Origin of the sequence: Kordia algicida OT-1 (assembly GCF_000154725.1) — a bacterium.
Classification (GTDB): Bacteria; Bacteroidota; Bacteroidia; order Flavobacteriales; family Flavobacteriaceae; genus Kordia; species Kordia algicida.
In genome coordinates this window covers 2,624,403-2,640,127 of record NZ_DS544873.1, presented here as the reverse complement: position 1 = coordinate 2,640,127, position 15,725 = coordinate 2,624,403, and the positions used below count along the sequence as shown (strand labels likewise).

The following is a 15,725-nucleotide window of genomic DNA, read 5'->3' as shown; positions in this document are numbered from 1 at the left end:
CAAAAAACGGCGTATTCTCTATTGAAAATACGCCGTGTTGTTTTTTTGTATGAGGAAAAATTATGTTTTCTTCACATATTTGGTAATAATTACAATGTGTTGTCCGTTTACGCGTCCTTCTATATGTTCCGAATTGTCATGTGAAAGTGTAATGTTTCGTACAGGCGTTCCGCGTTTTGCTACAAATCCTGCGCCTTTTACATTTAAATCTTTAATTAAAACTACACTATCGCCAGCTTGTAATTGTACGCCGTTTACGTCTAAGTGTTTGATGGCATTTTCTTTGTCTTCTGCTTCACCTGTTGCGGCTGCCCATTCCAAATCGTCTTCATCCAAATACATCATATCAAGTAAATCTTGTGGCCAACCTTCTTTTTTAAGTCTGTGTAGCATGCGCCAAGATACGATTTGAACGGCTTTTACTTCGCTCCACATACTATCATTTAAACAACGCCAATGATTTACATCCATTGTTTCAGGATCTTCAATTTGAGAAAGACAAGTTTCGCAAACATATATAGATTTCTCTAGTTTGTTTTCGTGATTTGGCGGTACATGGTAGATCGCTAATTTTTCAGTTGCGCCACACAATTCACAGGCAGAACCACTGCGCTTTTGTATTTCTCTCTCAATACTCATTCGTAAAGTTGTTTAATTTTGAGCAAAAATATGGGTTTCGTTCAGAAATAAAAGCAGATTGTTTAATTATTTCAATTCTTCTACAGTAAGTTCAAATGTGGTTTTCATGCTGTTTCCAGTTTTATTGTCTTTTAGCGTCAATACATACGTAATTGGATTTTTGAGTGATGTTCCTGTCAGTTGAATGGAAGTGTACAATTGATCTTTTAAATCGGCAGCATTTACCAAATTTGGAAACAAATCATCATTTTTATTAATAACAATTCCGTTTGCGTCTATGAGACTTGCGGAAGCTTGGATGTTTGCTTGTCCGTAATCATCAACAGCATAACCTTCTAAGTTTTCTATGATTAGAAAAATATTTTCGTTGAGCTTGATAGCATTATCTACAATTGAAAGTTTTCGTGTGTTTGAATAGAGGTATTGAATATCAAATGTAAAACCATTGCTTTTGGTTTTAACATGCGGACTGTTGATTATAGAGAAGTTTTTGCGTAGCGTAAAATAGGCGTCGCTGTGTTTGTCACGAATATTAATATTTAGATTGTATTCATTATTGGGCATCATGGGTTTTGCAAAAATCAGTTCGCTGCGAAGCTTCAAATCTTTCTCAGGAAAACCTCTGCCATCATTTTTAAGTAAATTAGAATTCGCCATCACGGTATCACCTTTTTTATTCATGACAATAATGTCCATGTCTGGATATGCCAAACTATCTTTTAAGGTAAAACCAGTCATGTTTTCGTAGTTGAGTACGATACTTTCTCCGTATATAAACTCAGATTTATCAATAACGCCTTGGTAATTTGACATGACAATTCCATCGCAAGAAAGCTTATTGGCTTCAACTTGTATGTCTGAGACATAATTTTTTCCTTTTGACTCAGTTTGTATGCACGAAATAAAAAACAAAGATATACACAGTATAACGAGATATTGTAACTTCATAATATTGTATTAATTATAAATTCGGATGATTTCTCCTGTTTGTCGTCCTTCCACACTTTTACGATAACCATTGACCACTTTTTGCATCGGAATCGGATTGTGTCCTGGAAAATATGCATCGTATTTTTCGGCAGCATCAGCTACCATTCCAGCAGAAACGACATTGACACGGATGTTACCTTCTAGTTCTAAAATTACGGCTTTTACAAAACTATGAATCGCGCCATTTACCATGGCGGCACTTGCGGTCATTGGTACAGGATCGTCTGCAAGAATTCCAGTTGTTAACGTGATTGAACCACCTTTTGAAAGATAATGTTGTCCAATTCGAACTAAGTTCACTTGTCCCATCAATTTACTCTTAAATCCAATGTAATAATCTTCTTCGGTAAGTTCGTCAAACGGTTTCCATTTGGCTTCTCCTGCGGCACAAATAATTGCATCGACTGTACCAACTTTATCAAACATTTTTTGAACGCTTTCGCTGTTACTGATGTCAACCGTTACATCACCAGTTGTTCTTCCTGCAACGAGTACTTCGTGCTTTTGTTTAAAATATTCGGTGAGTTTTTTACCGATAGTTCCGTTTCCACCGATGATTAGGATTTTCATAGAGATGAATTTAAGAAGAAATTATTACTTCCGTTCCTTCCGTTTAGAAGTAGGTTGTGTAGATTTGGGCTTGCTTTCTTTTTTTGGCATCGGTCCACGTAAGTGAATGACCAAACCATTTAAGAAGTTACGTAAAATTTGATCGCCACAGTTTTTATATTTTGGGTGATCTTCATTTCGGAAAAATGCGCCCAATTCACTTTTGGAGATTCTGAAATCTACCAATTCTAAGATTTTTACAATATCGTCATCACGGAGCTTTAAAGCCACGCGAAGTTTTTTAAATACGTCGTTATTTGTTAATGCCATGCAACAAAGATAGTTTTTTTATTATAGTTATATAAAATGCGCTTTGCGTGTGAATATTTTTATTTTTTTATGAACATAATAGACATCTAATTCTTTACTCATTTTTCATTTATGGATATAAAAAAAGTCTATCAAACGATAGACTTTTTGCTTCATTAAAGAATAAAATATATATATATTAAATTACTTTTACGTTCACTGCATTAAGACCTTTACGACCTTCTGTTAATTCGAATTCTACCTCATCTCCTTGACGAACTTCGTCAATTAATCCAGAAATGTGTACAAAATGTTCTTTGTTTGAACCTTCTTCTACGATGAAACCAAATCCTTTGGTGTCGTTGAAGAATTTTACTGTTCCTCTACTCATTGTAATAAATTTAAATAATTGTTTTAATGATTACAAAGATAATACCAAATTAAATGCGCCCGACTTTTTGTGCGATTTTTTTGAATTGATTACAATTATTTAATATTGAATTCCTTCACTTTATCGCTCAAACCCGCATTTAGCATGAGTTTTTCTATTTTTTTGAAGTCTTCTCTTTTGACAGAGTGCTCTATTTTTCCCGCTTTTAAATAGTGCAAATGATCGCAGGTATCTTGTAATGTAGAAAATATATGGGAAGAAAGTAGTACGATTTTACCTTTTTCTTTAAGTGATTTGAGTAGTTCTTTAATAATCAGGTTGCTATGAATGTCAACACCGTTAAAAGGTTCATCCAAAATAAAAATGTCATTTTGTTGTAATAAAACTCCTGTGAGCGCCAATTTCTTTTTCATTCCTGTAGAATACGTTTCAGCATATTGTTGTAAAGGCAAATCGAAAATATTTTTTTCTTCAAAATGTACATTTTTAATGTTACGCGCATTGCAAAGTAGTTGAAGATATTCTTTTCCAGTAATTTTTGATAGAAATTCAGGATTCGTCTCTAAGAAACCCGACATGTTTTTTACATTTTTTAGTGGATGATGAATTTCTCCTTCGTGCGATTCTAAACCAGCAATACATTTGAATAATGTCGTTTTTCCAGCACCATTTTCACCCACAATTCCGCTAATTTCTCCAGGTTTGAATTGCAGTTCTATCTGATTCAAAACTTTCTTTTTGCCATATTTTTTGGACAGATTACGAATGCTTAACATGTTAAAAAGGAATTTAAGTTTTTAATAGCGCGTTTGTAGAATAACGGAAGAATAATAATTAATAACGGCGGAAATATAAGACAAACCAACGCTGCCAACATTTGCATAATTGGTACTTGAGAAGGATAGTTACTGTATTTTCCTAGAATGGTCAGGACAATCAACGCATATCCCAAAATGATAAACAAAAGGGTAATCTGTAATTCTTCAAAGGAAAAAAAGGCAGATAATCCAATAGCAATTGGCAGTACTAAAAAGCTACTGTATAACAACGCGGTTTTTATTTTATCGGCTAAAAACTCTTTTGGCGATTTGCTGTGTATCCATATGTAATACAAAGGTTCTGGTTTTGCATAAAACGACATGCAACAGATAAACAGAATGATTAAACTGAAAATTCCCAAATTATAATTTTTTACAGAAACGGAAATGCAGGTCAATCCGTAGAGTAGTGGCAACAACCAAAACGTATTGCGGAAACCTATGATAAACTCAAACGGGCGTTTTCCAAAAGGAGTCGGAATCGTGATACTTCGCACACTAAGATCATTCCAAAAAGAAAAAATAATTGCAAGTATATGAATGCTTATCGCTTCCCAAAAAGCTTGTTGGTAACATAGAAAGCTACTAAATGGAAGTATGAAAAGTGAATTTTCTATCATACGAACTTTCCAGAATGTTTCTAGTGGAAAACATTTTTTTAAAAACGTAGTTCGCTTTTTATAGCCTAGTTTCAAGCTTAAAAATAAACCAATTCCGCTATAAATATATGAAGCATACGATAGTTTGTCAAAAAGTGTTTCCGAAAGTCCAATAAAAAGTCCAATTATCAACAGAAATCCAAGAATTGGAATTACGCCAAATTCGTCAATATGGCGATACATGCGTTTTAATTGTAAAATAAAGTAGAAGTTCACGTTGCTGATTTAGATAGTGAGTTCATTCAAACCATAAAGAAATCACTGTAAATCGAATATACACATAAAATTGAATTTACAATTTGAGATTGCGCACGATTGCCAAATTTTAGCGAATTCTTAACGATTTTGACGAAAGTGAGATTTCAAAATGACCAAGTAGTTTCACTTGTTTTGCAATTTCCGAAATTATACGCTTCATGAAACGTGTTGATTATCTTACTTTTATGATAAATGTGCGTATGAATACTTCTGTATTCAGTCAACTGAAAAAAATGACGAGACAACATAGTGTATGACTTGTTGTTGCTGTCTCAAAACTATTTGTTTAGTATATATAATTGTTGTTAAAACGCAAGAGAAGAAGTACTATTTGCCGTTACCGATTTTCTTGCGTTTTTAATTTTACAACTTCTCCTGAAGCAACTTAATTTCATCACGATATTTTGCTGCATCCATAAAGTTCAGTTCTTTTGCGGCAGTTTCCATAGCTTTTCGTTTTTCGCGAATGAGTTTTTCAATTTGCGCTTTGCTCAAGTATTCCAAATCTGGTTCAGCCGCTTTTTTCGTTTCAATTTCATCTTCCCAAGCCAAACTTTCATCTTTGCTTAATGCATTGTTCAACGATTTGTTCAAGCCTTTTGGAGTAATGTTGTGTTGGGTATTGTATTCAATTTGTTTCTCTCTACGATAAGTTGTTTCGTCTATTGTCTTTTGCATACTTTTCGTAATTTTATCCGCATACATAATGGCTTTTCCGTTTACGTTTCTTGCGGCTCTACCAACGGTTTGTGTTAATGATCGGTTGCTACGTAAAAAACCTTCTTTATCTGCATCCAAAATGGCTACTAGGGAAACTTCGGGTAAATCCAATCCTTCACGAAGCAAGTTGACACCAATCAACACATCAAACAAACCTTTGCGTAAATCTTGCATAATTTGTACACGTTCTAACGTATCAACATCACTGTGAATGTAACGACAACGAATTTGAATTCGAGATAAATATTTTGTCAATTCTTCCGCCATTCGTTTGGTTAACGTAGTGACTAAAACTCGCTCGTCTTTTTCGGTTCGCTGATGAATTTCTTCTACCAAATCATCAATTTGATTTAAACTTGGACGTACTTCAATAATCGGATCGAGCAATCCCGTTGGGCGAATTACCTGTTCTACATACACACCATCCGTTTTATGCAGTTCATAGTCTGCGGGCGTTGCACTTACATAAATCACTTGATTCTGAATCATTTCAAATTCTTCAAACTTCAACGGTCGGTTGTCCATCGCGGCAGGTAAACGAAAACCATATTCTACCAAATTTTCCTTTCTGCTTCTATCGCCGCCATACATGGCATGTACTTGCGAAATGGTAACGTGACTTTCATCGACAACCATTAAATAATCATCTGGAAAATAATCTAACAAGCAAAACGGACGCGTTCCTGGCGCACGACCATCCAAGTATCTCGAATAGTTTTCAATTCCTGAGCAATAGCCTAATTCACGGATCATTTCTAAATCAAAATTGGTACGTTCTTCCAAACGTTTTGCTTCCAAATGTTTTCCTATTTCTTTAAAATAATCTACTTGTTTTACCATATCTTCCTGAATCTGATGAATGGCATTTTGCAATACTTCTGGAGAAGTCACAAACATATTTGCAGGATAAATATTGAGTTGCGTGTATTTTTCTAAAACGGTATTTGTGGCAGGATCAAAGGATTCTATTTCTTCAATTTCATCACCAAAAAAGTGAATTCTAAAGGCAAAATCAGCATATCCTGGATAGATATCTACGACGTCACCTTTTACACGAAACGAACCATGTAAAAAGTCAGCTTCCGTACGCGAATACAAACTTTGCACCAAACGATGCAATAATTTGGTGCGCGAAATCACTTGATCGCGTTGTAATTTGATAACATTTTTTTGAAATTCAATTGGGTTTCCAATACCATACAAACAGGAAACGGACGCAATTACAATGACATCACGGCGACCGGAAAGTAGGGAAGAAGTGGTGCTCAATCGCAGTTTTTCAATTTCTTCATTAATTGATAAATCTTTTTCTATGTACGTTCCCGACGTCGGAATGTAGGCTTCTGGTTGGTAATAATCATAGTAAGACACAAAATATTCTACTGCATTTTCAGGGAAAAACTGCTTAAATTCTGAGTATAATTGCGCAGCCAACGTTTTGTTGTGTGCCAAAATCAATGTAGGTTTTTCTACTTTTTCAATCACATTGGCAACCGTAAACGTTTTTCCTGAACCTGTAACTCCGAGTAAGGTTTGGTATTGTTCATTGGCTTTAATTCCTGAAACCAATTGTTCAATGGCTTGCGGTTGATCTCCCGTAGGAGAAAAATCAGATATAATTTTAAACTTCATACCGTGTTTTTGCTTTTTTGGGCGTTTCCCTTTGGGTCAGGCTTTCGGCAGTCGCTTTTTCCTTTGGCTTTCCTGCGTAAGCAGAAATCCAAATCAAAAGAGCTCCAACAATGCCTCAATCCTTAACGCAATTTCATACAAAAATAACGAAAAGAAGTGAGCATGTGTAGTGTTTAAGCATTGAAAAATTGATCGTTTACAAAGGTTTTGTAACTCTGTATTTCTTCTGGAGAAAGTCCGTTTTTAGATTTTATACGATATTTTTTATCAAATGCCCGAATGGTCAATTCCATATTAGCATCCATATCAAAAATAATCTTGATGTTTTCGGTTCCTTTTGGTGCTTTTCGTATGTTTGGAATTGTTACCGAATCCATGTAGGTATTATTTTTCGTAGTCGTACTAGAACCTTTGTAAAATTTTATTTCCAGACTCGTTTGGTTGTCTGCAACTGTAGTGAAATCGTGTGTTGCTTGCGTGGGAATAGTTCTTCCTTTTTGAAAAAATGGATGAAAAATACCTTTGTCCAATTCAATACCATAATGATCTTGTAACGCTTCTAGCACAAAATGATGGTCTCTGTTTTTGATTGCTCCATCCAAAATAGCAGCTTGTATAATTGCTCCTTTGGCAACACAAGTTTCAGGATCTGTGTTCGACAAGCATTTGGTGTTTATTTTTTCTTCAATGACAGATTTTAATCCGTACGTACGACTTGCACGCCCAACAAGTAATGTTTGAAACGAAGTGTTTTCAGGAATTTCTTTTAGGGAAGTTTCTATTAAAGCTAAAATTCTATCAAAAAGTGGTTTGGAGATTTCCAAGAATTCTTCACGTGTTAACGTTAGCGGTTCATAAATTTCCAAATCGTCTCGTAAAACACCAATTGGATAATGAGAAGTTGTTTTTTTATGAATACTCAAGTCATGTTTCATTTTCGTAATCTTCTGTTTGAATTCATCGGTTTTTTGTCGCGTAAGCTCTTTTGTATTTAATACATCTTTGGCTTTGTGTTCTTTTATCCAATTGAAAATAGCTTCATCAAAATCCAATCCGCCAAGGTTGGTATCACCTTCAATATTTTGAACATCGAGCAGAAAAAAATCACCCTGAGATTCTTGAGAAACATCGATTACAGAAATATCTAACGTTCCGCCACCAAGATCAATTACCATTAAATGATCTTTGATTTGATTGTGTGTAGTGTATTCTAATGCACAAGCCGTTGCTTCATTAATGAGTCTTCTTACGGGTAAATTGGCAATTTGAGCAGCTTCCATGGTTGCTCTGCGTTGATGAATGTCAAAGTGCGAAGGAATGGCAATGATTGCGCCATCAATTTTTCCTGGCAAACCAATGGATTTCATGTCTTCAATCGCCATTTTTTTTAGTTGACAGAGTAATAGTGCGGCAATACATTGTGGATGCACACTTTTATCTTTGGAAACTTTTACGGAAGATTTTCTACCTAAATGTCTTTTGATTCCACCAACATACACGGCTTCTTTTTCTTTAGAACGTTTTCCAACAGAAATAGTGTCATTCACAAACGAGACTTCTGAAGGCATACTATACAAACCATTAGTTTTTACAATGCGTGGTTTGCCTTCATGCCAATAACCGATAACAGATTTGGTAGTTCCTAAGTCTATTCCGACTAACATAATATTGTTTTTAGTGTTGGTAGCTGTTTTAGCTTAAGAAAGATACTACATTTTTTTAAAAAATAAAATGTCTTTGTTTTTCTGTTATTCTAGATTGGCATGTTTGTTTGGAGTAATTTCAATGATGTTTGTTAAATCGCCAAGTTCTAAATTTTCACCTTTACTTTCAGGTGTATAACCATTTTCTAAGGCATATAAAATAGTGTCTTTTACTAATTGAGAAGTCACAATAAAAGGAAATGCATATTTGTCTGCTTTTGCTCCATTGATGGATTGTTGAAAAATGGCAAACAGTTTTTGTCCGTTGTGTGTTTCAGACATTACAGACAGTCGCACCGTTTTGTAGTATGTTTTTACCATCCATCTATAGGAATGATCGTTCACAACAATACGTCTTGATTTGTTTTTTGGAAAAGCCATTTTTTTATTTTTTATTTCAACCAACTCATCGCACGTTCCAGATTTTTAGTGATATATTGCTCAAAATCTAACTGTTTTTTATGAGTCTTGTCTGTAAAGAACGGAATAATTTCTGAGTTTGACTGAATGTTTTGTGTCCAAACTGTTCCTGAAACTTCTCCGTTTACAATGATAAAGTCCTCAGACATACAACCTGTATCTTTTAAGAAAATAACACCGTTTGAGTGCTCATTATATACTTTACCTTCATAGCTAGATGGCAAGTATGTAGTTGCCATTGGAAAACCAAATTGAAAGTCTTCAGTTGCTGTACCTAGAAAGATTCTTTGTGTGTACGGAAAAGGTTTTGAGGGATTGTTTTTTATTGATTTTTTGTTGTATGACTTGAACGAAATTTTATCCAATACATGTCCCAATGCATAGGATTTATGATGAATTCCTCGTGCGTATGTTGTTATAAATGTTCGGAACGAAATTGGAAGTTTAATGCCAAATTCCTTCTCAAATGCAACTACTTCCTTTTCTTGGAAAGGTTTGTATATTTTGAATATTCTGTGAGTTTCGTTTTTAGCGATAAATTCTTTAAAGAGTTCTTCCATCAATTACCTTATGATTTCTTATGTGTAAAGTACAGATTTTGAATGAATTTAAAGGTCTTTTTTGATGTGAATTCCCTTGTCGGTAAGATATTTTTCAACAGTATTGTCCATTCCAAAAAAAGAATCGCCATTGTCTAAATTTGTAGTTCCGCCTGCAAAATCAGAAGCAAATAGGAAACCGTATAGTTTGGAGTTTGTGATTGTTTTTGCTTCTTGCCAACAGGCTAGTAAGAAATCATGGTTTAATGTAAATTGATCTTCCCAAACGTCATAATAATCAAGGTCTTCATGTTCAATATTGTGTTTTTTTAGAATGCGCATCACGAGTTCTTCCACATCGTAATCACCATACGATTCTGTGTGTAATTCAGGTCGGCTTATATCGTTATTTTGTTTGTAGTATTCAAGATCAGACATGGCAAAGATAAACGACAAAGTGCTTGGTGCATAATAGAATATAGAAACGATTTCAATTTTTTTAGATGGAATATCAGTTCTGTAACCGTCTTCAAAGTTTTGAATCTTCTTGAAGAAATTGATAAAAGCAGGTTTTATAGGAAGTAAAACTTCTTGTTGGTAAATGGCGTTGATTTCTTCTACAATTTTATCATATTCAGCATCTTTAATTTCGTCAATTTCTCTCATTAATGGTTTTGTTATTTTTTAGCAAGCTTTTTCCAAGTTGCATATAGAATCTTTTTGTTTACGGTGTAGGTTTCAGGAACGTTTTCTACAGGATTGTACGTAAACGAAAACGGCTTGTCTGCATCAAAATTCCAATAGTTTCCGTTGAGCGTTCCATCATTGGTTTTTAATACCCAATTTGGAAGATTGATGATGGAGAATTGTCCTTTGCGGTTTTTATCAATAGCAAATATTTTTAAATCTTCGTCAGAAGTGTATTGAAGTGTAATAGTTGCATCTAGCGTTTTATCATCACTTGTTGTATATACGATTGATTTTTCCGCGAAAGCGTTTAAATGTTTATTCCAATTGGTTTTGTAATAGTAAATCTTCGTGAATTCTTCCGCGGCAAATGAAGTGTCTTTTTCTTTGGGATAAATTGCCAAGAGATTTTTCTGCTGAATTACCATGGTTTTTTCCTTTGGATTGATCGTCACTTCTGTAGTTTCAGCAATGATTGTACTTGATTCTATTCCAAAAAATAAACCAATGACAAAGACAACAATTTTTATAACTTCCATGTGCGTTTTATCGTTTCAAAGTAAAATGCCCTTTTACATCAAAAGAGTCTGGTCCATCTTTTATTTCTGCCAAGAACCAATAATCACTAGATGGCATTTTGCGACCTCTGTACGTTCCATCCCAACCGCGATCGCTCGCACGTAAGGTTTTTAAGAGTTTTCCGTAACGATCAAAGATGTACACAACCGATTTTGGAAGCGTTTCTATACCAATAATATGCCAAGTATCGTTGAAACCATCATTGTTTGGTGTGACAAATTTGATGTAATCAATTACGACAACTTCTTCACTCACTTCACCACAACCATTTGTATCAATAACAGATACTATGTGGTAGCCTGGTCCTACAAATTCAAAGATATTTGATACTTGCGGCGTTCCGCCATCTAAGGCGTATAAATAATCACCATTTCCGCTTGCGGTTACGGTAATTGTATTGTTATCGGAGAAATTTACAACATCGACATCAACGATAGTTGCCAATTCAGATTCGCTCACCGTAAAACTGTCTGATTGTGAACAACCAAACGCACTTGTTACAGTTACGGAATAAGTTCCTATTGATGTAATGTCAATAGAAGCTGTTGTTTCTCCGGTAGACCATAAGTAGCTGTTGCCAACGGCTGTTCCTGCGGTAACTGTTAAAGGAAGATCATTAAGACATAGCGTAATATCTTCTGGAAGATCGACTTCTGGTAACGGGAAAATGATGGTGGAAAACGTAGTAGTTGCGTAACAACCTGTTGCATTGTTTTCAACACGAACATGAATATTTTGTCCATTAAATGCATTGTATAAAGTTGGCAATGGACTTACATCGTTTTGTGCATCTTCAATACTTACGTGGTAACTTACGGTAAATAGTGCTGGATTTTGTGTGCCAAGAATGGTTGCTGTTTGTTGTGATAGATTGAATGTTTGTGTCGTGTTTGAATTGTCTGAAATACATGCTTCCATATCGCTTACAGGATTTGCTGTAGGATTTGGATTGATGCGAACGTCAATACTTGTTACTATATGGCAAGTTGTATCATCATTTTCTGCTCGGACAAAAATTGTTTCAGGATTTGCTACATAGTTGTAAATATCTGGAAGCGGATTTGTGTCAGATTCTGCATCTGCGGCAGTGTTATGATAAGAAAAACTTACTCCTGTAGGATCATCAATTAACAGTCCATCTATTTGGCGAAGATCAACTGTTCCAGGTTGTTCTGCTTCACAGAAAGTAGCTTCGGTTACATTGTTTAATAATGGCGGAAGGTTTACGTTGAGTGTAAATGGAATGACTACATAACAGCCCGAAATGGTATTGATAAGACGTACAAAAATTGGTTGCGGATTGTTGGAGTTTGTATAATTTGTCGGATCAGGAATTGCATTTGCACCTGTATCAGCATCATTCGTTGTTTCATGGTATGTAATAACTACATTATCTTGTCGAACATTTAAAATAGAGAATTCGGCTTCTGTTAAGTCAAAAACAACTTGTCCATCATAATCGGTGTCACAAACAGTAACATCTGGTGCAGGGTTTGTTTCGGGTACTTGAATTACATTTACTTCAAAATCAGTTACCGTAAAACAGTCAGAATCATTCGTGATTCGTACATAGATTGCTTGCGGATTTACGGTGTTTGTCAGTGTATTTCCAATTGGATTTACATTATCAGAAGCATCTTCAAACGATAAATGGAACGATAATGTTAGATTTTGTGGAATTCCTGCACGAATTTCTGCGGCGGTTGCTGTAAAATCAAAAGTATCAACTCCATCATTGCTAACATCATCACAGACAAAAATATCTGTAGGTTCATTGAACATTGGTGCTGGACTTACTTGAATTACAAAATCGGAAACGGCAAAACAATCGGGATCAGTATCATTTTCAATACGTACGTGAATGGTTTGCGGATTTGTTTGATTTGCATACGGCGCTGTTTTGTCAATTTCGTTAGTTTTGTCTAAAGCATCTTGTGCAGTAGGATAGTAAAGCACTGTCATATCCGTTTGACCATTTAAGATTTCTTCATCTCTAGTTTCCATGATAAAGTTCTCCGTTTGATCGGTATCTGTTTCACACAGTTGGTAAATGTCTGTAGCAACAACTTCAGGAACAGTATTTACGATAATTGGCAATTCTACTACTGTAAAACAGTTGGTCGTAGCATTTTCTACACGTACAAACGCAGATGTGGTTGCCGTGTTATAAGCAGTCGGATCTGCTATAGGATTTGAATTTCCAAAGGCATCTCCTGCTACTGCATGATAGGAGATTGTAATGTTATTTAAATCGGTAATTATTTCCGGAAGGCTTGCAGCAATGTCAACATCGGAAATTCCATCAGTATCATCATCACAAATCAATATTGTATTTGGTTCGTTTACCGTTGGCGCAGGCAATACTTCTAGCATAAAGGATGAAATGTCTGTACAATTGGTGCCAGGATTGGTGTAACGATAGAATATTTCTTGCGGATTTGACGTATTGATAATCGGCTCTGTAATTGCGTTCGAAAAGGTATTGGCGTCGTTTACTGTTGCAAAATATACAATGTTATAAGTCGGATTTGGACCTTGTAAATCTGCTGTAAAAACATTTAAGTCAATTTGCGCAATCATATCATCATTTGTGTCACAGAACGTTAGTGTGCCTACTTCTGGCGCAGTTACGTTTGGATTCACGACTAAATCGAACGAACTTATTTCTTCACAACCTGTTTCCGTATCAATCAATCGGATGAATATTTCCTGAGGATTGGAGGTGTTTGAAAATGGAACAGTAATGTCTATTGGATTGGTACTATTGTCACGATCAGTTTCAGTCGTATAAAATTCAACAGCGACATATCCTAAACTGTTTTGAATAGAAGGTAGAATGGTGCCTTGAAAGTTAAATTCAAAAACTCCATCATTGCTTTCATCATCACAGCGATTTATATTTTGTATGTTGGTTGCTGTTAATAATGCATTGCTATGCACATTGAATTGTGTAGTGGAAAAACAGCCAGAATTGTTATCTTCTACACGTACAAATAAGGCTTGTTGTTCAGGATTTGTATTGTTGAACGCTGTAATATCCGCAATTGGATTTGCGCCAGTACTTGCATCATCAGCGGAAGTATGAACGGTTATTGTTACGCCAGTTAGACCATTGGTAATTTCATTGAGAATGTCTGTGAGGTCAAATGTTGCAAATCCATCAAGATCAGGGTCACAAGCATCTACTAAGTTTCTACTTGGTGCACTCAACATTGGACTGGTTGTAACATTTACATCTAGCGTTGTCGTGCTTACACAACCTGTTTGCGTATTTACTACACGTACAAATACAGTATCATTTGCTGAAACATTGGTGTATGTAGACACAATTGGGTTGATGTTGTTGTCAGCATCATTTAGTGAAAAGTGATACGTAACTCCTAAAACAGGATCCATTCCAGTAATTTCGTCATTGCGAATGGTAAGATCAACTTGTGCTACTCCATCATCATCACAAATATCAAATGGTGTCGGCTCTGTAATAGAAGGCAGTTCGTTTACGATTAAGTTGAAACTTGTCCAAGCCAAACAACCATTGTCTGTATCTAAGATACGTACAAAAATTTCTTGTGGTGAACTTGTATTTTGTATCGTTGTTGGAAGTTCATTTGTTTCATTATCGGCATCATTTTGTGTTGGATAATATGTGATGCTATAGTTTCCTGGTGGAACTGTGGTTAATATTTCAGGCTCTTTGATTGTTAAGTCGAAAGTTTCTACACCAACATCTCCTGTATTGTCACATAATTCATAATCTGTAATTGGCTCAACAGTTTGTGCAGCGTTTAGTGTAACATCAACAGTGTCTTCAATCGTACAAGTTTCTGTTCCTACGGGAATTGTAATTTCTACTCTGTATGTTCCTGTTAAAACAGCATCGTGTGTTGTGGCAACACTTCCAGGAATTGGCACACCATTTCGAAACCATTGATAGGTTGCTAATGGATTTCCAATATCTCCATTTAATAGGAATGAATTTGCACAAGTAGTTATGTCTGGACCTAAATCAACCGTAGCATTAAAACTATTTCCTTGAATAAAAATAGCAGAATCTGCATTTTGATCGGTTCCGTCAGCCAATACTAATTTGATATGATATTGTTGATTCGGAATTAGGTTTGCAGTTGCGGTTAATACAGTAGTTCGTCCGTTATAATTGGTATCTCCTAAGTTGTATCCTTCAAAAAATTCTTCATTTTCAGCAGGGCAGAAGCCAACAATTTCATCGTGAATAACACTGGTACTTACAGGAATATTTGTTCCAGGCACAACAGCAATGTTTGTGTAAGGTGCTGTACTTCCTGTAGGTCTTATTAAAAAAGCGAAACTATCAGAGAATCTACATGGAAAATCTGCAAAGTATTCTTCAGAAGCTAATAAGTAGTTAAAACTGATCTGATTGGTCACTGCGATAAAGTCAAATTCTATAGAAGTTGCATTTAAGGTATTGCTCACGCCCAAAGCAGCTTCGATATCAGGATCAGTTCCCCAAGCAGTTGTTCCACTATTTAAAGGCATTGTGTTTGTCGGACTTCCTACATCAGAAACACGCCCTGAAGTTAGTACCAAACCGTTTGCAAAAGGAAATCCAGAACCATTTTGATTAAATGATCCATAACTTGCAAAGCCATCAATATTTCCGTTTACGGAAGTACTTACATTAGAAATTTCTACACAACCTTGTACCAGTTGTTCAACGAGTTGTTGCAAATTGGTAGATTCGTTTGTGGTTACTTGCTGAGCGTAGATTGTTTGGTAGGCTAGAAGTGCAAAAAGTAGTAAGCAAACTTTTTTCATACGATTGGGGTTAAGCTGTATTTGTTATTGAACAT

Annotated in this window: 14 protein-coding genes; all 14 read right to left on the bottom strand. The window is 35.4% G+C overall.

All coding sequences use genetic code 11. The features are described 5' to 3' along the window. Window positions 1–60: 60 nt before the first annotated feature. The 14 genes from KAOT1_RS11115 to KAOT1_RS11050 all read right to left on the bottom strand — a co-directional run bounded on the left by KAOT1_RS11115 (window position 61) and on the right by KAOT1_RS11050 (window position 15,690). Window positions 61–639 (bottom strand): PhnA domain-containing protein, encoded by a 579-nt coding sequence (locus KAOT1_RS11115; RefSeq protein WP_007094907.1) that lies wholly within the window; start codon window positions 637–639, stop codon window positions 61–63. A gap of 66 nt (window positions 640–705) precedes the next feature. Then, window positions 706–1,587 carry a hypothetical protein gene (locus KAOT1_RS11110; protein ID WP_157560112.1) on the bottom strand — a complete coding sequence of 294 codons (882 nt, stop codon included), beginning with the start codon at window positions 1,585–1,587 and terminating at the stop codon, window positions 706–708. A 9-nt stretch (window positions 1,588–1,596) separates the two neighbouring features. Further along, entirely contained in the window at window positions 1,597–2,199 is a 603-nt protein-coding gene (locus KAOT1_RS11105; RefSeq protein WP_007094905.1) for a short chain dehydrogenase, read from the bottom strand. A gap of 24 nt (window positions 2,200–2,223) precedes the next feature. Next, window positions 2,224–2,508 (bottom strand): DUF1456 family protein, encoded by a 285-nt coding sequence (locus tag KAOT1_RS11100; RefSeq protein WP_007094904.1) that lies wholly within the window; start codon window positions 2,506–2,508, stop codon window positions 2,224–2,226. A gap of 178 nt (window positions 2,509–2,686) precedes the next feature. Then, window positions 2,687–2,878: a cold-shock protein gene (locus KAOT1_RS11095; RefSeq protein ID WP_007094903.1), complete on the bottom strand. Its 192-nt coding sequence runs from the start codon at window positions 2,876–2,878 to the stop codon at window positions 2,687–2,689. Between the two features lie 95 nt (window positions 2,879–2,973). After that, complete coding sequence (locus tag KAOT1_RS11090) at window positions 2,974–3,606, bottom strand: ATP-binding cassette domain-containing protein (protein WP_238528698.1); 633 nt, start codon at window positions 3,604–3,606, stop codon at window positions 2,974–2,976. A 41-nt stretch (window positions 3,607–3,647) separates the two neighbouring features. Further along, window positions 3,648–4,571 carry a hypothetical protein gene (locus KAOT1_RS11085; protein WP_050765249.1) on the bottom strand — a complete coding sequence of 308 codons (924 nt, stop codon included), beginning with the start codon at window positions 4,569–4,571 and terminating at the stop codon, window positions 3,648–3,650. Between the two features lie 405 nt (window positions 4,572–4,976). Further along, complete coding sequence (gene uvrB, locus KAOT1_RS11080; RefSeq protein ID WP_007094900.1) at window positions 4,977–6,965, bottom strand: excinuclease ABC subunit UvrB; 1,989 nt, start codon at window positions 6,963–6,965, stop codon at window positions 4,977–4,979. Between the two features lie 173 nt (window positions 6,966–7,138). Continuing rightward, window positions 7,139–8,629 (bottom strand): Hsp70 family protein, encoded by a 1,491-nt coding sequence (locus KAOT1_RS11075; protein ID WP_007094899.1) that lies wholly within the window; start codon window positions 8,627–8,629, stop codon window positions 7,139–7,141. A gap of 84 nt (window positions 8,630–8,713) precedes the next feature. Continuing rightward, on the bottom strand, window positions 8,714–9,049 hold the full coding sequence (locus tag KAOT1_RS11070; protein ID WP_157560110.1) for a hypothetical protein: 336 nt from the start codon (window positions 9,047–9,049) through the stop codon (window positions 8,714–8,716). Window positions 9,050–9,060: 11 nt separating this feature from the next. After that, window positions 9,061–9,648 (bottom strand): hypothetical protein, encoded by a 588-nt coding sequence (locus tag KAOT1_RS11065; protein ID WP_007094897.1) that lies wholly within the window; start codon window positions 9,646–9,648, stop codon window positions 9,061–9,063. Between the two features lie 48 nt (window positions 9,649–9,696). After that, a complete protein-coding gene (locus KAOT1_RS11060; protein WP_007094896.1) occupies window positions 9,697–10,293 on the bottom strand; it encodes a hypothetical protein in 597 nt (198 codons plus the stop codon). A gap of 11 nt (window positions 10,294–10,304) precedes the next feature. Further along, the gene (locus KAOT1_RS11055) at window positions 10,305–10,853 is read right to left on the bottom strand and encodes a hypothetical protein (protein WP_007094895.1); all 549 of its coding nucleotides are present in this window, start codon (window positions 10,851–10,853) and stop codon (window positions 10,305–10,307) included. Between the two features lie 7 nt (window positions 10,854–10,860). Then, window positions 10,861–15,690 (bottom strand): T9SS type B sorting domain-containing protein, encoded by a 4,830-nt coding sequence (locus tag KAOT1_RS11050; protein WP_007094894.1) that lies wholly within the window; start codon window positions 15,688–15,690, stop codon window positions 10,861–10,863. Window positions 15,691–15,725 lie beyond the last annotated feature (35 nt).